The sequence below is a fragment of the Streptomyces sp. NPDC031418 genome (genome assembly GCF_055581605.1).
Genome location: NZ_JBVIJC010000027.1, coordinates 36,174 through 54,139 on the forward strand (window position 1 = coordinate 36,174; position 17,966 = coordinate 54,139).

Genomic DNA, 17,966 nt, shown 5'->3' on the forward strand with positions numbered 1-17,966 from the left:
GTGTGCGGACGGGGTCGGTGGGTGTCCCGGTACGGGCGCTCAACGGCGCGGCCCCTGCCGGGTGTTCTAGAGGTCGAAGCAGGGATCGAAGGGCGTGCTCGCGGTCTCCGGGGTGAGGCCACGGGCGATGCGCCACTGGCGGTGCTGCTCCGATTCGGCGACGGCCTGGCCGAGGGACTCCGCCTGGCGGGCGCCGGCCGCTGAGGGAGACGCCTGGTAGCCGCCGAAATGCGCCACCGGGCTCCAGGCGGGGCTGACGGGCGGCAGTTCCTCGTCCAGCCCCTCGTAGGTGCCGGCGGCGTAGACGATCCGCCCGCCGGTCACCGTCAGCAGCGACTCGATGTGAGCGATCTCGGGCTCGGGCACGGTGAAGTAGTCCTCGGACAGCATCGCCAGGTCCGCGTAGCAGCCCGGCCGCAGGACGCCCTTGACCTCGTCCTCGCCGGTCAGTACGGCCCCGGCGCGGGTGAACATCGTCAGCGCGGCCTGCCGGCCGACGCGGTTGGCCGGCGGGCGCAGCGTCAGGTCGCCGACGGTGCGGCCGCTGACCAGCCAGTGCAGGGCCACCCACGGGTTGTAGGAGGACACCCGGGTGGCGTCGGTGCCGGCAGCCACGGTCAGCCCGCGGTCCAGCATGGCCCGGATCGGCGGGGCGTCCGCGGCGGCGCCGGGACCGTACCGGCGCAGGAACGCCTCACCCTGGAATGACAGACGATTCTGCACGGACATCGCGCCGCCGAGCGCGGCGATGCGGTCGAGGCTGTCCGTGGAGACGGTTTCCGCGTGGTCGAACAGCCACCGGTTCCCGGCCGGGAAAAGCCCGTCCGCGGCGAGTTTCTCGAAGACCGCGAGGTCCCGGCGGATGGTCTCGTCGTAGGTGGCGTGCAGCCGGAAGCCCCACCCGTTCTCCATGAGGAGACGGACCGCCTTCTCGAACTCGGCCTCGTAGTCCGAGACGAGTTCGGGACGCGGCTCGGCGAAGTTCTCGAAGTCCGCGGCGGCCCAGGTGAGATTCTCGCCCGCGCCGTTCAGGCGCAGCCATTCGTCCCCGTCCTCGGGGCGGGCCATCTCGATCCAGCGGGCGAGATCGTCGACCTCCTGGCCCGGAGTCTGCGGGAAGAGATGATAGGCGATGCGCATCGAGAGCTGGCCGGCCTTGGCCAGTTCGATGACGGTGGCGTAGTTGTCGGGGAAGTTCTGGAATCCGCCGGCGGCGTCGATCGCCGAGGTCAGCCCGAACCTGTTCAGCTCGCGCAGGAAATGACGGGTGGAGGTTTTCTTGTCCTCCTCGCTCTCCAGGAGCGGCGCCTTGGCGAGGGTCGAGTAGAGGATGAGGGCGCTGGGCGCGGCCAGCAGCATGCCGGTCGGTTCCCCGTCCCGGCCGCGCATGATCTGGCCGCCCTTGGGGTCCGGCGTGTCCTTGGTGAAGCCGGCGGCCTTGAGCGCCGCACGGTTCAGCACGGCCGAGTGGTACAGGTGCAGCACGAACACCGGGGTGTCCGGAGCGGCCGCGTTCAGTTCGGTGACGGTTGGCAGCCGGCGCTCGGCGAACTGCTCGACGGACCAGCCGCCCACCACCCGCACCCACTGGCCCTTCGGGGTACGCGCGGCCTGTTCACGCAGCATCGCCAGCCCCTGCCGCAGGCTGCGCACTCCGTCCCAGCGCAGCTCCAGTACGTAGTTCAGGCCCCCGCGGATCACGTGCAGGTGGGCGTCGTTGAGGCCGGGGACGACCCGGCGGCCGCATGCGTCGACCACCGTGGTGGCCGTACCGATGTGCGGGGCCACGTCGTTGTCGTCGCCGACGACGGTGATGACGCCGTCCCGGACCGCGATGGCCTCGGCGTGCGGGCGTCTCGGGTCGGCTGTGTGGATCTTCGCGTTGCGGACGACGAGGTCTGCGGCGTCGTCGGAGGCACGCGGAACGAGGCCGCCGACCGGCATTGTCGACATCGCATGAAGTCCTTTCCGGGACAGGGGTGTTCGGTTCCACCCATCCGCGGCGCGCCGAGGCGAAGTCCGGGATGCGCGGCGCGCCGGTGGGATGGAGGGCAGACGCGGCAAGTGGCCACCGTCTCGCTTCCGCCCTCACGCTAGACGCGACCGACCTGCGGCAATGTCTCCGCAGTGCACCGGAGTTGGTCCCACAGTGCACTGCGTCGCTCAGTACTCCGCACGCTCGCCAGCCGGCCGGAAACCCGCAGTGCGCTGGGGGAACAGCGCTGTGCGCGTACGGAGCATCCCGACCCGGTGACGCTCACTAGCGTGACCGGCGCACCACACGAAACAGTCCCTTGGAACATCGGGAGAGGCACATGTCCCACACCGCCGAGCCGGTTCAGCCGGTACTGGAACCCGCGGCAGCCGCCTTCGCGGAGGCGACCGCCAATCCGCCCTACCTCTTCGACCTGCCCCCGGCGGAGGGACGCAAGGCCGTCGACGAGGTGCAGTCCGGCGAGATCGGCAAGCCGGCGATCGACGAGGAGTGGATCACCGTCTCCGGCGGCCCCACGGGCAGTGTCCGGGCCCGCATCGTCAAGCCCGCCGGGGCCACCGGCACCCTCCCGGTGATCCTCTACATCCACGGGGCCGGCTGGGTGTTCGGCAACGCCCACACCCACGACCGCCTGGTGCGCGAACTCGCCGTCGGCGCGAACGCCGCCGTGGTCTTCCCCGAGTACGACCTCTCGCCCGAGCACCGCTACCCGGTCGCCATCGAGCAGAACTACGCGGTCGCGCGGTGGGTCGTGCAGGAAGGCGCCGCCAAGGGCCTGGACGGCACCCGGCTGGCCGTGGCCGGGGACTCCGTCGGCGGCAACATGAGCGCCGCCCTCACCCTGATGGCCAAGGAGCGCGGCGACGTCTCCCTGGTGCAGCAGGTGCTGTTCTACCCGGTGACGGACGCGAACTTCGACACGCCGTCCTACCACCAGTTCGCCACCGGCTACTTCCTGCGCCGCGACGGCATGCAGTGGTTCTGGGACCAGTACACGACCGACGAGGCCGAGCGCGCCCGGATCACCGCCTCCCCGCTGCGCGCCACCACCGAGCAGCTCACCGGCCTGCCCCCGGCCCTGGTCATCACCGGCGAGGCCGACGTCCTGCGCGACGAGGGCGAGGCGTACGCCAACAAGCTTCGCGAGGCCGGCGTCCCCGTCACCGCCGTCCGCTTCCAGGGCATCATCCACGACTTCGTGATGCTCAACGCCCTGCGCGGGACCCACGCCGCCGAGGCCGCCATCACGATGGCCGCCGGCACCCTGCGCGCCGCCCTGCACACCGCCTGACCGCAAGGAGATCCGACAGACATGAGCACCACCACTCCCACCGTCGTCCTCGTCCACGGCGCCTTCGCCGACGCGGCCAGCTGGTCCGGCGTCATCGAGGAGCTCCAGCGCCACGACATCCCGGTCATCGCCCCGCCCAACCCGCTGCGCGGCCTGGCCTCGGACGCCGCGTACGTCGCCTCCGTGGCCGCCCAGATCGACGGCCCCGTCGTGCTGGTCGGCCACTCCTACGGCGGTGCGCTGATCACCGTCGCCGGCACCACGGAGAACGTCGTCGGGCTGGTCTACGTGGCCGCCTACGTCCCCGAAGAGGGCGAGAGCCTTGGCGAGCTGCAGGGCCGCTTCCCGCTCTCCCCGCTGGTGAGCAACCTCAAGCAGTGGACGTATCCCGTCGCGGACGGCGACCCGGCCGTCGAGGTCACCATCGCCGCGGACGCCTTCCCCGCGGTCTTCGCCGCCGACGTGCCCGCAGACGTCACGAAGGTGCTGGCCGTGGCGCAGCGCCCGCTGGCCGCCGCCGTCTTCGAGGAGACGGCCTCCGCCGCCGCCTGGAAGACCAAGCCGTCCTGGGCGCTGGTCGCGGGCGCCGACAGTGCGATCAACCCGGAGGTGGAGCGCTTCGGCGCGAAGCGCGCGGGGGCGTCCGTCGTCGAGATCGAGGGCGCCTCGCACGCGGTCGCCGTCTCCCAGCCGAAGCAGGTCGCCGAGCTGATCCGCGAGGCGGTGCGCGCCACGAGCTGACCCGGGAAAGGGGTGCTGCGCGGAGACGGACTCCGGGCGGCACCCCACTCCGTCTCACGGCCCCTCTCGCCGTACCCGCTCGGCCCGGTCGACCAGGGTGACCACGACGACCAGGGCCGCCGCCGCCAGAGCGGCCAGGAGGGCCGGCGCCGGCGAGCGGGCAGCCATCAGGACTGCCACCGCCACCGCGGGAAACGCAAGCTGTTCGACCCGGCTCCGCCGGTGCGGCCGGACATGCACAGCCCACACGGTGATGAGGAAGACGGCCGCCGGCACCGTGACCGCGCCACCCGCCGACAACGGCGGGACACCGGTGCGCCCGGTGATCAGCTGGGCGTACGCTGCCAGGCCGGCTCCCTCGGCGGCTGCCGAGGCGAAGATCAGGTAGTGGCCGTACGCCCAGGTGAACCTCCTGCGATGGGCCTGGTGCGAGGTGGCGAGCAGGGTATGGGCCGGCCGGGCGAAGTACAGCCACCACAGGGCGAAGACCAGAAGCAGGCCACCTGCGGCCAGCAGGTACAGCGCCGCGGTGCCATGGTCCCGGTTCAGGGCACCGCGGACCGCCGCAGCGGCGGCCGCGACGGACTCACCCAGCACGATGAGGACGAACAACCCGTACCGCTCGGCGATGTGGTGCGGATGCCACGGGGTCATTCTCGCGGACTGCGCCCACACCGGAACACAGACCTCCGCGACGATCAACGCGATGATGGCCGGCAGGCGCGCCGGGGCCGGGAGGAAGAGCACCCCGACCCAGCCCACCTGGCAACCCGTCACTCCCGTGGCGAAGCGGAGCGCGGTCCGCCGCCGAGCGGGATCCGATCGTGCGACTCGCAGCCACAGCGTGGTCAGCGCCGTACGCAGGACGACGTATCCGAGCGTGACGACGCGCAGATCGCCTTCCTCGAACGCGCTGGGGACACCGGCGGCGAGAATGAGGGAGCCCGCGATCTGGACCAGCACCGTCAACCGGTAGGGGACGTCGTCGGGGTCATAGGCGGATGCGAACCAGGTGAAGTTCATCCAGGCCCACCAGATCGTGAAGAAGACCAGCGCGAAGCGCAGGGCGCCGGTGAGCCAGTGTCCGCTCGTCACCGCCGTGTTCAGACACGCGGACGCCTGCGCGACCGCGATGACGAAGCACAGGTCGAAAAAGCACTCCAGCGTCGTGGCGGTTCTGTGCGCTTCCCTCGGGTCCCGCCCCCGCAGGCTCAACGCGGGGCTCCCGGGGCGCAATCCACCCTCCGCTGCTCGCTCGGCATCATGCCTCTCCTCGTCGTTTTCCGGGCCCATGTCGTCAGCGACGTTAGGCGGGACGAGGTGCCGAGCCGTGCCCGCCGGCGCACGGGGGCTTGCCCGAGAGGGAACAAGGGCACGCACGGATCGTTCCGTGCGCTCCCGAGCACGTGCATGTGCGCTTCAGGGCAACCCGCCCGCCGTGCCGGCACCTAGCGTCATCCGTGTCCACGGCCAGTCAGCAGGAGGCGGAACATGACCATCGAATCCCAGCACGTCGGCAGCCAGCCGTGGCTGCACCAGAAGGGCGAGATCATCCAGGAGTTCGGGACCGTGAAGCAGTTCCCCCTCGGTCTGTCCTACGAGACGCGCATGTACTCCTGCCAGCGCCTCAACAAGGTCCTCGCGGACACCCAGATCCTTTACGGCCTCTACAAGAAGCACCACTGGCTGATGCGCGGGGCGACCTTCTACCAACTCCACCTGGTCCTGGACAAGCACGCGGGGGAACAGCTGGAACTCGTCGACGCCCTCGCCGAGCGGGTCCAGACCCTGGGCGGTGTCGCCGTGGGCGATCCCCGGCACGTCGCCGAGATCACGTCGATCCCGCGCCCTCCGGACGGTGTCGAGGAGGTCCCGGCGATGCTCTCGCGACTGCTGGAGGCCCACGAGGTCATCCTGACGGAGGCCCATGACGCGGCCACCCGCACCGCCGAGCTGGGCGACGACGGCACCAACGACCTGCTCGTCTCCCAGGCGATCCGGACCGGCGAACTCCAGGCGTGGTTCCTCGCCGAACACCTGGTCGATACGCCCTTGGTCCGCGTCCGGGCCTGAGCAATGACCTCCTGACGCTCGGGTGCCGCGCCTGACACCCGAACGCAGGACAACGCGCCTGGGCGGCGCCGAGGCTCCGCAGGCCACGGTGACGCGGACACGCAGCGGCCAGGAAGACATCCCATGACTCCTTGACAGGTCACGGACATCGGGGCAGTGTCACTCCCTGAACCCATCTGGTTGAGATCGTGGCAGCGCCGATGAGACCTTCCCACCTGCATCGACGCATACCCACGAGAGCGCGCCATGCCTGGACTCAGGCAGGCCAACGACAGCCCGTGGAGGATGACATCCCATGCTTCGATCCCGGTACCTGAAGTTCCGCCTGCTCGGCGTGCTCTTAGCCCTCGGCGCCGCGATCGGGGTGATTCTGCCCGCCGCGCCCCAGGCCGCCGCCGCCTCGCTCACCCAGGTCACGAACTTCGGCACCAACCCGACCGGCTTGCAGATGTACGTCTACGTGCCGAACAACGTCAGGGCCAACCCGCCGGTCCTCCTGGCGCTGCACGGGTGCCAGGGCTCGGGACCGTACCTGTACTCCAGCACCGATTTCGGATCGCTGGCCGACCGGTACGGCTTCATCGTCATCTATCCCTCGACCAACCCCGGCGGCAGTTGCTGGGACGTCTCGTCCGACCAGGCGCTGACGCGCAACGGCGGCAGCGATCCGGTCGGGCTGATGTCGATGATCACCTACACCGAGCAGCACTATGGCGGGAACCCCAACGCCGTGTACGTCACCGGCGAGTCGTCCGGCGGGATGATGACCAACGTCATGCTCGCGGACTACCCGGACGTGTTCAAAGCAGGCGCGGCGTTCATGGGCGTGCCGTACCACTGCTTCTACACGGGCACTTCGCGCGGCTGGAACGGGCCGTGCGCCGGGGGCCAGGTCTCCATGACCGCACAGCAGTGGGGCGACCTGGTGCGTCATGCCGATCCCGGCTACACCGGGCCGCGCCCCCGCGTGCAGCTGTGGCACGGCACCGCCGACACCACGCTGAGCCACAACAATCTCGGTGAAGAGATCAAACAGTGGACGAACGTACTCGGGGTGAGCCAGACCCCGTCGTCGAGTGACACCCCGGTCGCCAACTGGAACCGGACCCGGTACAACAACAGCTCCGGCAGCACACAGGTCGAGGCGTACAGCATCGCCGGCGCCGGGCACCAACTGCCGGTCCAGGGAACACAGATGGCCGCCTACGCCATTCACTTCATGGGGCTGGACGGCGGCGGCTCCACCCCCGGCACCACGGGTGCGCTGCGCGCGGTGGGCGCGGGCAAGTGCCTGGACGACCCGAACTCCACCAAGACCCTGGGCACTCAGCAGCAGATATACAGCTGTAGCGGCGGGGCCAACCAGACCTGGACCCACACCTCGTCGAACGAGCTGACGGTCACGGTCGGAGGCAGCACGCTCTGCCTGGACGCCGACGCCAAGGGCACCACCAACGGAACCAAGGCGATCGTCTGGTCCTGCAACGGTCAGGCCAACCAGCAGTGGAACATCAACTCCAACGGCACGATCACCAGCGCCCAGTCCGGCCTGTGCCTGGATGTGGCCGGAGCTTCCACCGCCAACGGCGCTCCGGTCCAACTCTGGTCATGCTCCGGCGGGAGCAACCAGCAGTGGGCCCTCGGATAGTCTCCGAGCCCGCCGCCCAGGGTGTCTGACGGGGTCGCCGCCCTCACGGCGGCGACCCCGGGACCGTCGCGTCAGGTACGGGTCCAGTGCTGGTTGGTGCCGTTCGAGCAGGAGTAGAGCTGGATCAGGGTGCCGTTGGCGGTGCCGGCCGAGACGGCGTCGAGGCAGAGGCCGGACTGGACGCCGACGATGGATCCGTCGGAGTTGAGGCGCCATTTCTGGTTGTCGCCGCCCCAGCAGCTGTAGATCTGGACCTTGGCACCATTGCCTGTGCCGCCGGCGTCAAGGCACTTGTTGCCGTAGACCCTGAGCTCACCGGCGTCGGTGTACGTCCACTGCTGGTTGGTGCCGCTGTGGCAGTCCCACAGCTGGACCTGTGTGCCGTCGGTGGTGCTGGATCCGGGCACGTCCAGGCAACGGCCCGAGCCGACGCCCTTGATCTCTCCGCCGGTCGCAGGAGGGGGTGTCGTGGAGCTGCCGCCGTTGAGTGCGTTGAGGACGGCGGTGTAGGCAGGCTTCTTGCTGCCGTCGCCGTTGAACAGCAGCGGAGTGTCCCCCGATCGCCAGGAGTCGGTGTCGCGCACACCCCAGACGGTGATGCCGAGGCAGCGCGGGACGGCCAGGCAGTCGTTGGTCACGTTGGCGTAGGTCGTGGGCGAGGCGCCCTGGATGTCGAGTTCGGTGATGGCCACGTCGACGCCGAGAGCGGCGAAATTCTGGAGGGTGGTGCGGAAGTTGCTGTCGTACGGGCTGCCGCTGTTGAAGTGCGACTGGAACCCGACGCAGTCGATCGGCACGCCGCGCTGCTTGAAGTCCCGGACCATGGCGTACACGGCCTGGGTCTTGGCCCAGTTCCAGTTCTCGATGTTGTAGTCGTTGTAGCAGAGCTTGGCCGCCGGGTCGGCGGCGCGCGCGGTGCGGAAGGCGACCTCGATCCAGTCGTTGCCCGTGCGTTGCAGGTTGGAGTCCCGCCGAGCTCCCGAATTGCCGTCGGCGAAGGCCTCGTTCACGACGTCCCACTGGGCGATCTTGCCCTTGTAGTGGCCCACGACGCCGTTGATGTGGTCGATCATCGCCTGGCGCAGTGAGCTGCCGCTGAGGCTCTGCATCCAGGCGGGCTGCTGGGCGTACCAGGCCAGCGTGTGGCCACGCACCCGCTTGCCGTTCTGCACCGCCCAGTTGTAGACGCGGTCGCCGGCGCTGAAGTCGAAGTGGCCGCGCTGGGGTTCGGTGGCGTCGATCTTCATCTCGTTCTCGGCCGTCACCATGTTGAACTCACGGCTTGCGATCGACGTGTACGCCGAGTCGCCCAGCCGGCCGGCGGCGATGGCGGTACCGAAGTAGCGGCCGCTCTGTGCCGCCGCGGCGCCGAGCGTGGTCTCGGCGGCGTGTGCGGGCGGCGGTGCGGCCAGTGCGGTGACCACACCGAGGACGCCGACGACCAGCGCCAGCAGCAGGTTGCGGCTCTTGTGGCGGGTATCGGATCTGGGAAGGGCATACGAGCCCATGGCTGTGCCTCCGAGGTAGAAATCGCTGATCGATTGATGCGCAGGGAATTGCGTCGTCCGGCCAGTGATGATTGAGGCGTGACCGTGGATCGTCAATCCTCTCCGCAGTAGAAATTTCCGATTGACATTCGAAACTTTCGACAATCCGGTAAGCGGACGACGATCTCCGATGTCGACGTCGACGGCGTGCGGAAATTGCGGCGTATCGCAGACGTTTGAGGCAGGGCTGACCGAGTGGCTGCATCGTCCGCGCATCGTCCCGTTCCGGGGTCAAGTCGCTTACGGGCCAGCAATTTGACGGTGCAGCCGGCGCTGGTCGACCTTCGTCGGTTCGAATGTTTCGGTGATGATGACGATCCGTGCGAGAGGTATTGACGCCGTTCCCTGGTTCCCTATCATTCGGGTTGCTCGACCCTTCGATCCTTGTTCGGAATAACGAACACCCGGCCAGCGCTGCATGTCAGGGATGCGCGTGTCATGGCCCCGCCAACTGAAGGTTGAGGACGTATCCATGCACCCAGGAAGTTTCAGCCGCAGGCATCCGTCAGGGGTGCTCGCTGCCGTGGTGGCGGCCCTGGCCGCGTTGGCGGCGATGCTCGTCGCCGCCCCGGCGCAGGCGGCTTCCAGCGGCGCCTTGCGCGGTGTCGGTTCCGGCCGGTGTCTCGATGTGCCGGGCGCCAGCCAGACCGACGGCACGTCTCTGCAGATCTACGACTGCTGGGGCGGGACCAACCAGCAGTGGACGTTGACCGACAGCAACCAGCTCACCGTGTACGGCAACAAGTGCCTGGACGTTCCGGGCCACGCCACCACGGCCGGGACCAAGGTGGAGATCTGGTCCTGCAACGGCGGCACCAACCAGCAGTGGCGGGTGAACTCCGACGGCACGGTCGTCGCCGTGGAGTCCGGACTGTGCCTGGACGTCTCGGGCGGCGCCACCGCCAACGGCACGGCGGTGCAGCTCTGGAACTGCGCCGGCACGGACAACCAGAAGTGGACCGGCCTGTCCGGGACGACCCCGCCGGGTGGCGGCACGTGTTCGCTGCCGTCGACCTACCGGTGGTCCTCGACCGGTGCGCTGGCACAGCCGGCGAACGGCTGGGTGTCGCTGAAGGACTTCACCAACGTGACGTACAACGGCAAGCACCTGGTCTACGCGTCGAACGTGTCGGGGTCGTCGTACGGCTCGATGATGTTCCAGCCCTTCACGAACTGGTCCGACATGGCGTCGGCCGGCCAGACCGGGATGAACCAGGCCACGGTCGCGCCCACCCTGTTCTACTTCGCGCCCAAGAAGATCTGGGTACTGGCGTCCCAGTGGGGTCAGTGGCCCTTCTTCTACCGCACCTCCACCGACCCCACCAACCCCAACGGCTGGTCCGCGCCGCAGGCGCTGTTCACCGGCAGCCTCCCCGGCGGCGCCGCCCCGATCGACCAGACCCTGATCGCCGACGACCAGAACATCTACCTGTTCTTCGCCGGTGACAACGGCAGCATCTACCGGGCGAGCATGCCGATCGGGAACTTCCCGGGCAACTTCGGGTCGTCGTACACCACGGTCATGAGCGACACGGTGAAGAACCTGTTCGAGGCGCCGCAGGTCTACAAGGTCAAGGGCCAGAACCAGTACCTGATGATCGTCGAGGCGCGAGGCGCGACCGAGCAGCGCTACTTCCGCTCCTTCACCGCCACCAGCCTGAACGGCTCGTGGACCCCGCAGGCCGCCACCGAGAGCAACCCCTTCGCCGGCAAGGCCAACAGCGGTGCCACCTGGACCAACGACATCAGCCACGGTGACCTGGTCCGCGACAACCCCGACCAGACCATGACCGTCGACCCCTGCAACCTCCAGCTCCTCTACCAGGGCAAGTCGCCGTCCGCGAGCGGTCCCTACGACCAGCTGCCGTGGCGACCGGGTCTTCTCACCCTCCAGCGCTGAACCGGCCTGGGTAGCTCACCGACGGCCGGCCTCACCCAGGTGGGGCCGGTTCCGTCTGGCCAGCACACGTCATCTGGGATCCAGGCCGCGGGCGGTGACCAGCCGGGCGTTGCCGTCGGCCAGGCGGTAGGAGAGGCCCACGACCGCGGTGCGGCCGGCGGCGACCTGGTCGGCCAGTTCCCGGGAGCGCTCCACGAGGAGGTCCACCGTGTGCCGGACGTGCGTGTCGATGAACTCGTCGTCCGTGCTCACCCCGGCGGCCTGAGCGGCCAGCACACTCGGCGTCACCCGTTCCGTCACGTCCCGCAGGAAGCCGGGGGCGGTCGTACCCTCCGCCACCGCCTCACGGGTCGCCGCCACCGCACCGCAGGCGTCGTGGCCGAGGACCACGACCAGCGGACAGCCCAGCACATGCACGCCGTACTCGATGCTGCCCAGGACCTCCGGCCCCGCGACATGTCCGGCGGTGCGCACGACGAACAGGTCTCCCAGCCCGCGGTCGAAGATGATCTCGGCTGCCAGCCGGGAGTCGGAGCATCCGAACAGTACGGCGAAGGGGCGCTGGGAGGAGGTCAGGCCGGCGCGGCGGGCGGCGTCCTGGTTGGGATGCTCGGGCGTCCCGGCGGCGAAGCGGTGATTGCCGGCCAGCAGCAGGTCGAAGGCCTCGCGCGGGGTGTGGGGGGCGACATCGCTCATGGCCGCAGGTTACGACGCGACCCCCGCCCCGCCCGCGTACGGCTCACGGCAGCCGGACCACATCGGCACCCGGACGCGGCCCATGGAGGGGGCCGGGCGGGCGGGCTGGTCGAGCCGGCCCGTGACGCGCTGCCACGGCGCATCCCTCCTACGGTCGCGCCCCGCGCTGCGCCCCGAACATCCCCAAGTGGGGGGTAAAGCGGCCGACGGGTGGGAAGGGTGCTCTACGGCGCGCTGCGGGGAGTGGGAGGAGTGCCCGGAATTGCCGGGCCCGGATGTGCTGGGGGAGGGCCGGGTATGGGCGGGCAGCCCTTGTATCTCGCACCGCGGCTGGAGGAGGGGCTGCGTTCGCTCCTCGACTCCCGCGAGCTGCTGCACACCCTCACCGACGCCCTCGGTTCACCTCTGAATCTGGTGGTTCCCGAGCAACTTGAGGTCAATTTAAAAGAGTTCAGGGCGGTGTACGGGCGCCATCGGCTGTCCGGGCAGGTGTTCCTCGCGCACAAGGCCAACCGGTCCAGCGCCCTGCTGCGGCGGCTGGCCGCCACCGACGCCGGGGTGGACGTGGCCTCGCTGGGGGAGTTGCAGCACGCGCTCGGCGCCGGCTTCACCCCTGACCGGATCATGGCCACCGGCCCGAAGAACCCCGAGTTCCTGTGGCTGGCCGCGCGCACCTCGGTCACCGTCGGTGTCGACGGTCCGGCCGAGCTGGAGCAACTCGCCGCGCTGGTCCGCAGGTTCGGACTGCCGCGTACCCGGGTGCTGCTCCGATTGTCGGGGTTCGAGGCCTCCGGGGTGCGGGTGCTGAGCCGGCGCAGCCGCTTCGGCACGCCCGTGAAGGAGTGGGAGGGGCTGCTGGCGGCGGTGGAACGGCACACCGACGCCGTGGAGTTGACGGGCGTGGCCTATCACCTGGACACGACCGGGGTCGCCGAGAAGGCGACGGCGCTGGAGGGCTGTCTGCGGATCCTGGAGGAGTGCCGCGGCCGCGGACTGCGCCCGTCGGCCGTGGACGTCGGAGGCGGCTTCGGCGTCGGCTATCTCGCCGACGGCGAGCAGTGGGAGCGGTACACGACCGAGCTGACGGCCGCCGTCCTCGGCACCCGGCCGCCGCTGACCTGGGGCGGGCACGGCTACGGGTTGCGCAACGAAGGTGGCACACTGCGCGGCTCGCTCGGCCTCTACCCCGCCCACCGCCCGGTCGCCGGCCCGCGCTACCTCGACGAACTCCTCGCGCATCCCGCCGCCTCCTTCGGCGGCCGGCCGCTCGCCGGGCTGCTGCTGGAGCACCTGTACGACCTGTATGTCGAGCCCGGCCGCGCCCTGCTGGACCAGTGCGGGCTGACCCTGGCCAGAGTGCTGGAGGTGCGGACCCAGGACGACGGCGGCGAACTCCTCGTACGGCTCGCGGCGACCGCAACGGACGTGGGGCTGGAGGAACACGGTGTGCTCATGGACCCCGTCCTCGTCCCCCGGGACCCGGCGCGGGCGGGCGCGGACGGCCCGGTGGCCGTCCATCTCTTCGGCGCCCTGTGCCTGGAGACCGACCTGATCACGCGCCGGACGGTCTTTCTGCCGCGCCGCCCCGCACCGGGCGATCTGCTGGCCTTCGCCAACACCGCCGGCTACTGCATGGACTTCCACGCCACGCACGCCCAGCGGCAGCCGGTCGCGCGCAAGGCCGCCGTCTGGCGGGAGGGCGGGGCATGGCGCTGGTGCCTGGACGACGAGTACTGGCCGACCGCGTCCATGGGCGGGGCGGGGCACGACCTGGGGGGAGCGCAGTGAGGTACGACAGCATCACCGAGGCCATCGGCAACACGCCGCTGGTGCGGATCGACCCGGCCGTGCACGGTCTGCGCCACATCGATCTGTACGCCAAGCTGGAGCTGCTCAACCCGTTCGGCTCGGTCAAGGACCGCGCCGCGTGGAACATGGCCGGCCCGCTCCTGGCCGACGCGGCCGCGCAGGGCAGCCAGCTGGTCGAGCTGTCCAGCGGCAACACCGCCAAGGCCCTGGCCGTACTCGCCGGAATGCACGGGCTGACCTTCAAGAGCGTCACCAACCGGATGCGCATCCCGGAGATCAAGGAGCTGCTCCTGCTGCTCGGAGCGCAGATCGAGGAGCTGCCGGGCCAGAGCGAGTGCCTGGACCCGACGGCCACCGACGACCCGCTGACCCTCTTCCACCGGGCCCTGTCCGAGCCCGGCAGCGCCTCTCTGCACACGGACCAGTACTTCAACCCGCGCAACACCGAGGCCCATCTCACCGGCACCGGACCGGAGATCGTCAAGGACCTGGACGGCCGCGCCCCGGACTGGTTCATCGCCTGCGTCGGTACGGCGGGCTCCTCCACCGGTGTCGCCCGGGCGCTGCGCGAACAGGACCCGGCCGTACGGGTCCTCGGGCTGGTCGCCGCCAAGTCCGACTTCATCCCCGGCATCCGCACCATCGACGAGGCACACCAGGTGGGCCTCTTCGACCCCGGCACCTATGACGCGATCGAGTCGGTGAACTCCGACGACGCGATCGAGGGAATGCTGACCCTGAACCGCCGCTGCGGCATCCTCGCCGGGCCCACCGGGGGCGCCGCCTACTTCGGCGCCGTCCGCAGGCTGAAGGCCGTCGACGGCGAGGCGACGGACCGGCAGACCGCCGTCTTCATCGTCTGCGACCGCGTCGAGAGCTATCTGAGCTACGTACGGCAGCGCCGCCCCGACCTGTTCGGGCGCCCGCGCCGCGCCGACTCCCCGGCCGACCTCACCGACGCCGAGGTGCGGGCGGCACCCGCCGTCGGGGTCGCCGAGGCCCGGCAGTGGATCGCCACCGGCGACCCGCTCGTGGTCGACCTGCGCAGCCCCTACGCCTTCGCCGCCCTGCACATCGACGGCTCGGTCAACATCGTGGACGAGCTCTTCGAGGAACTCCTGCGCGGAGGGCTGCCGTTCAGCCGTACCCGGCCGGTGCTGCTGGCCTGTCCGGTCGGTGAGAAGTCGGCCCGGTACGCCGCACTGCTGACCAGGCTGGGCCACCCCGATGTGCGCAGCCTGGTCGGCGGCATCATCGCCTGGCGGGACGCCGGCGCCCCGCTGGTGCGGGAGTGACCGAGATGACCACGCTGAGCAGCGGTGCTGTCCCCGACGAGCTGCGGGAGTGGCAGCGCGAGCTGCGGGACCAGTTCCCCATCATCACCGGGCACCCGGACCTGGTGTACCTCGACAGCGCGGCCACCTCCCAGAAGCCCCGGGCGGTGCTCGACGCCGTCCAGACCTACCTCACCACGGCCAACGCCAACGCCGGCCGGGGCACCTACCCCTGGGCCAACCGCACCACCTCCCTGGTAGAACAGACCCGGGACACCGTCCGGCAGTTCCTGGGCGACCCGGAACCGGAGCGGTCGGCGGTGCACTTCACCAGCGGCACCACCGAGGGGCTGCGCACCATCGCCCGCGACTGGCTGCCCGGACTCCTCACCGACGGCGACGAGATCGTCGTACCCCTCGCCGACCACCGGGCCAACATCGAGCCCTGGCTGGAGACCCAGCGGCAGCTGGCCCGCGAGGGCACACACATCAGTGTGCTGCCGATGCCGTACCAGCAGGCGTCCGGGGACTACGACCACCGGGCCCTCGCCCGGCTCGCCGGCCCGCGCACCCGGTTCGTCGCCGCCACCCATGTCCACCATGTCTACGGCGGAGACATGAACGTCCACCGCATCCGGGAGGCGGTCGGCCCGGACGCGGTCATCTGCCTGGACGCCTCCCAGAGCGTCGGTCACCTGCCGGTGTCCCTGGCGCGACTGGACGTCGACTTCGTCGCCTTCTCCGGGCACAAGGCCCTGGCGCTGCCCGGCTCGGGGGCGGTCTGGGCCAGGCAGGTCCGTGGTCCCGCGTTCGTGCCGGGCGGCTGGTCCGGCAGCCCCAACACCATCGGGATCCTCTCGCTGGCCGCCGCGCTGGACTGGCTGCGCGGCGCGGGTACCGAACGCATCGAACGGTGGACGGTCGCCCTGGCCGCCCGGCTCACCGACGGGCTGCGCCACCTGCCCGGCTACGAGATCCTCGGCTGCCGGACCAGCCTCGCCGTCGGATCGACCGTGCAGCAGCGCCGGGGCATCGTCACCTTCCGGCACCGCGAGATCGGCTCCGGCGACCTGGGGTTCATCCTGTTCAGCCACGGCTTCATGGTCCGCAGCGACCACCACTGCCAGGGCGGCGAGGGGGAGAAGACCGAGTCGGTCCGGGTGAGCCTGCATGTGTACAACACCGTCGAGGAGATCGACCGGCTGCTGACGGTGCTTGCCACTCTCGGGTGACATGGGACCCCCGAAGCACCACTAAAATGTAATGGAAACCGTTTCCAGCTGTAGGGTGCGAGGCACGGACCCGCGGCGCGAGACGGCGAGGTGGCACGACGGGATGGGACTGAGTCTGGCGACGGCCGAGACCTGGGTGGAACGCTGGGAACTCCAGCAGCAGCGGTACGCCGTCGACCGCGAGGACCGCTTCACGGTGATCGCCGACGTGGTCGAGCACAGCACCGCCGGCCGCCCGGACCGGCCCCTGGTGGCCGACCTCGGCTGCGGTCCCGGCTCGCTGGCCGCGCGGCTGGCCCGCAGACTGCCCGACGCGGACATCGTGGCCGTGGACCGGGACCCCCTGCTGCTGGAGCTGGCCCGCACCCACCACGCCGACGCGGCCCGCTATGTCGACACCGTGATCGGCGCGCCCGGCTGGATCGACGCGCTGGCCCTGGACCGCCCCCTGGACGCGGTCGTCTCCTCCACCGCCCTGCACTATCTGAGCCCCGGCACGCTGGCCCGCGTCTACCGGGAACTCGCCGCGCTGCTGCGCCCGGGCGGTGTCCTCGTCAACGGCGACCACCTGCCGCCGGACGACGCCGTGCTCGCCGAGGTGGCGGAGTGCGTGGGCCGCCGCCGGGCCGAGCGGCGGCGGGCCTTCGACCAGGAGGACTGGACCGCCTGGTGGACCGCCGCCGCGGCGGAGCCCGAACTGGCCGACCTCCTCGCCGAACGCCGCGAGCGGCAGCCGGCCACCAGTGCCGGCGGCACCGTCCGGCTGTCCCTCGCCGACCACCTCCGCCTGCTGCGGCAGGCGGGATTCGCCCGGGCCGGCACGGTCTGGCAGTACGGCGACAGCTGCGTCGTCGTCGCGCTCCGCTGACCCCGCGCGCGGTCCGTCAGAGGGCGGAGGTGTCCTCGCCGCCGCGCGGGGTGATGCCGAAGTCGAACGCCAGGGTGCCCGGGTCCACGGCTGTCGCGCCGCCGTCGACGGTGAGGACCGCTCCGTTGACGTACGAGGCCGCCGGGGACAGCAGCCAGCAGATCGCCTCCGCCACCTCGCGCGGCTCGCCCGGGCGCCCCGCCGGCAGCACCCGGGTCGCCTCCGCGTAGGCGGCCGCCAGGTCACCGCCCGGCAGGTCCGCCTCCACGGCGAAGCGCGCCATCCGGCGGTCGGCCATCTCGGTCCGCACCCAGCCCGGGCACACGACGTTGGCCCGCACCCCCCGCCGCCCGTAGTCGACGGCCACGGAACGGCAGAGCTGGAGCAGGGCCGCCTTGGACGTGGCGTACGGCGCGTTGCCCGTGCCGTTGCGCAGCGCGGACACCGAGGCGACGGCGGCCACCGCACCCCGGGACTCCAGCAGGTACGGGATCGCGGCGCGCAGCAGCAACAGCGGACCGGTGACATTGGTGCGCATCACCTCGTCCCAGTCGGCGAGCGTCAGGTCCCCCACCGCGCCACCCCGGCCGATGCCCGCGTTCAGCACCACCCCGTCGAGCCGCCCGTGCGCGTCCAGCGCCGCCCGGACGAGCCCCTCGGCCGCCTCGGCCTCCCCGACGTCCGACGGATACGCCAACGCCCCGGTCTCCGCGGCAAGCCGGCGCAGCGGCTCGGCCCGCCGGCCGGACACGACCACATGGTGCCCCTGCTCGCACAGCAGCCGGGCCGTGGCCTCCCCGATACCCGTGCCCCCGCCGGTCACGACGACAACCCGCTTGTCCGCCACAGTACTCAGGCCCCCTCACAGAGATCACCAGGACATCCGACTCT

The 17,966-nt window shown here is 70.6% G+C and carries 14 protein-coding genes; 9 read left to right on the forward strand and 5 right to left on the reverse strand.

The window, feature by feature from the left end:
* Positions 1 to 66: 66 nt before the first annotated feature.
* Complete coding sequence (locus ACZ5CZ_RS32270; RefSeq protein ID WP_468947883.1) at positions 67 to 1,953, reverse strand: amidohydrolase; 1,887 nt, start codon at positions 1,951 to 1,953, stop codon at positions 67 to 69.
* Positions 1,954 to 2,315: 362 nt separating this feature from the next.
* Here ACZ5CZ_RS32270 and ACZ5CZ_RS32275 point away from each other — a divergent pair, with 362 nt between their 5' ends.
* Together ACZ5CZ_RS32275 and ACZ5CZ_RS32280 are read left to right on the forward strand one after the other, a co-directional pair.
* Positions 2,316 to 3,287 carry an alpha/beta hydrolase gene (locus tag ACZ5CZ_RS32275; RefSeq protein WP_468947885.1) on the forward strand — a complete coding sequence of 324 codons (972 nt, stop codon included), beginning with the start codon at positions 2,316 to 2,318 and terminating at the stop codon, positions 3,285 to 3,287.
* A gap of 21 nt (positions 3,288 to 3,308) precedes the next feature.
* Positions 3,309 to 4,028 (forward strand): alpha/beta fold hydrolase, encoded by a 720-nt coding sequence (locus ACZ5CZ_RS32280; RefSeq protein WP_385840497.1) that lies wholly within the window; start codon positions 3,309 to 3,311, stop codon positions 4,026 to 4,028.
* A gap of 54 nt (positions 4,029 to 4,082) precedes the next feature.
* Here the strand turns inward: ACZ5CZ_RS32280 and ACZ5CZ_RS32285 are convergent, their stop codons facing one another.
* On the reverse strand, positions 4,083 to 5,243 hold the full coding sequence (locus tag ACZ5CZ_RS32285) for a low temperature requirement protein A (RefSeq protein ID WP_385840498.1): 1,161 nt from the start codon (positions 5,241 to 5,243) through the stop codon (positions 4,083 to 4,085).
* Between the two features lie 276 nt (positions 5,244 to 5,519).
* On the opposite strand from ACZ5CZ_RS32285, the gene ACZ5CZ_RS32290 reads away from it, so the two are divergent.
* Positions 5,520 to 6,101, forward strand: coding sequence for a Dps family protein (locus tag ACZ5CZ_RS32290; protein WP_385840499.1), 582 nt, complete (start codon positions 5,520 to 5,522; stop codon positions 6,099 to 6,101).
* Positions 6,102 to 6,396: 295 nt separating this feature from the next.
* The gene (locus ACZ5CZ_RS32295; RefSeq protein WP_385840500.1) at positions 6,397 to 7,749 is read left to right on the forward strand and encodes an extracellular catalytic domain type 1 short-chain-length polyhydroxyalkanoate depolymerase; all 1,353 of its coding nucleotides are present in this window, start codon (positions 6,397 to 6,399) and stop codon (positions 7,747 to 7,749) included.
* 71 nt (positions 7,750 to 7,820) lie between these two features.
* Here ACZ5CZ_RS32295 and ACZ5CZ_RS32300 read toward each other — a convergent pair whose 3' ends face one another.
* Positions 7,821 to 9,257: an endo-1,4-beta-xylanase gene (locus ACZ5CZ_RS32300; RefSeq protein ID WP_385840501.1), complete on the reverse strand. Its 1,437-nt coding sequence runs from the start codon at positions 9,255 to 9,257 to the stop codon at positions 7,821 to 7,823.
* A 511-nt stretch (positions 9,258 to 9,768) separates the two neighbouring features.
* Here ACZ5CZ_RS32300 and ACZ5CZ_RS32305 point away from each other — a divergent pair.
* Entirely contained in the window at positions 9,769 to 11,196 is a 1,428-nt protein-coding gene (locus ACZ5CZ_RS32305) for a non-reducing end alpha-L-arabinofuranosidase family hydrolase (protein ID WP_468947887.1), read from the forward strand.
* A gap of 69 nt (positions 11,197 to 11,265) precedes the next feature.
* Here ACZ5CZ_RS32305 and ACZ5CZ_RS32310 read toward each other — a convergent pair whose 3' ends face one another.
* Positions 11,266 to 11,892 carry a carbonic anhydrase gene (locus ACZ5CZ_RS32310; protein WP_468947888.1) on the reverse strand — a complete coding sequence of 209 codons (627 nt, stop codon included), beginning with the start codon at positions 11,890 to 11,892 and terminating at the stop codon, positions 11,266 to 11,268.
* 297 nt (positions 11,893 to 12,189) lie between these two features.
* Here ACZ5CZ_RS32310 and ACZ5CZ_RS32315 point away from each other — a divergent pair, with 297 nt between their 5' ends.
* From ACZ5CZ_RS32315 to ACZ5CZ_RS32330, 4 genes are all read left to right on the forward strand, one after another.
* Positions 12,190 to 13,680: an alanine racemase gene (locus ACZ5CZ_RS32315; protein ID WP_468947890.1), complete on the forward strand. Its 1,491-nt coding sequence runs from the start codon at positions 12,190 to 12,192 to the stop codon at positions 13,678 to 13,680.
* Positions 13,677 to 14,996 carry a pyridoxal-phosphate dependent enzyme gene (locus ACZ5CZ_RS32320; protein ID WP_468947891.1) on the forward strand — a complete coding sequence of 440 codons (1,320 nt, stop codon included), beginning with the start codon at positions 13,677 to 13,679 and terminating at the stop codon, positions 14,994 to 14,996. Before ACZ5CZ_RS32315 ends, ACZ5CZ_RS32320 begins: the two co-directional genes overlap by 4 nt.
* Before the next feature lie 5 nt (positions 14,997 to 15,001).
* Complete coding sequence (locus tag ACZ5CZ_RS32325; protein WP_468947892.1) at positions 15,002 to 16,207, forward strand: aminotransferase class V-fold PLP-dependent enzyme; 1,206 nt, start codon at positions 15,002 to 15,004, stop codon at positions 16,205 to 16,207.
* Between the two features lie 103 nt (positions 16,208 to 16,310).
* Positions 16,311 to 17,075 (forward strand): class I SAM-dependent methyltransferase, encoded by a 765-nt coding sequence (locus ACZ5CZ_RS32330; protein WP_385840508.1) that lies wholly within the window; start codon positions 16,311 to 16,313, stop codon positions 17,073 to 17,075.
* A 16-nt stretch (positions 17,076 to 17,091) separates the two neighbouring features.
* Here ACZ5CZ_RS32330 and ACZ5CZ_RS32335 read toward each other — a convergent pair whose 3' ends face one another.
* Positions 17,092 to 17,922 carry an SDR family NAD(P)-dependent oxidoreductase gene (locus ACZ5CZ_RS32335; RefSeq protein ID WP_468947894.1) on the reverse strand — a complete coding sequence of 277 codons (831 nt, stop codon included), beginning with the start codon at positions 17,920 to 17,922 and terminating at the stop codon, positions 17,092 to 17,094.
* Positions 17,923 to 17,966: the final 44 nt, after the last annotated feature.

Bases quoted from the DNA above. Each gene is read 5' to 3' on its own strand.
- ACZ5CZ_RS32270 (WP_468947883.1), bottom strand. From the start codon at position 1,953: ATGTCGACAATGCCGGTCGGCGGCCTCGTTCCGCGTGCCTCCGACGAC.
- ACZ5CZ_RS32275 (WP_468947885.1), top strand. From the start codon at position 2,316: ATGTCCCACACCGCCGAGCCGGTTCAGCCGGTACTGGAACCCGCGGCA.
- ACZ5CZ_RS32280 (WP_385840497.1), top strand. From the start codon at position 3,309: ATGAGCACCACCACTCCCACCGTCGTCCTCGTCCACGGCGCCTTCGCC.
- ACZ5CZ_RS32290 (WP_385840499.1), top strand. From the start codon at position 5,520: ATGACCATCGAATCCCAGCACGTCGGCAGCCAGCCGTGGCTGCACCAG.
- ACZ5CZ_RS32295 (WP_385840500.1), top strand. From the start codon at position 6,397: ATGCTTCGATCCCGGTACCTGAAGTTCCGCCTGCTCGGCGTGCTCTTA.
- ACZ5CZ_RS32300 (WP_385840501.1), bottom strand. From the start codon at position 9,257: ATGGGCTCGTATGCCCTTCCCAGATCCGATACCCGCCACAAGAGCCGC.
- ACZ5CZ_RS32305 (WP_468947887.1), top strand. From the start codon at position 9,769: ATGCACCCAGGAAGTTTCAGCCGCAGGCATCCGTCAGGGGTGCTCGCT.
- ACZ5CZ_RS32310 (WP_468947888.1), bottom strand. From the start codon at position 11,892: ATGAGCGATGTCGCCCCCCACACCCCGCGCGAGGCCTTCGACCTGCTG.
- ACZ5CZ_RS32315 (WP_468947890.1), top strand. From the start codon at position 12,190: ATGGGCGGGCAGCCCTTGTATCTCGCACCGCGGCTGGAGGAGGGGCTG.
- ACZ5CZ_RS32325 (WP_468947892.1), top strand. From the start codon at position 15,002: ATGACCACGCTGAGCAGCGGTGCTGTCCCCGACGAGCTGCGGGAGTGG.
- ACZ5CZ_RS32330 (WP_385840508.1), top strand. From the start codon at position 16,311: ATGGGACTGAGTCTGGCGACGGCCGAGACCTGGGTGGAACGCTGGGAA.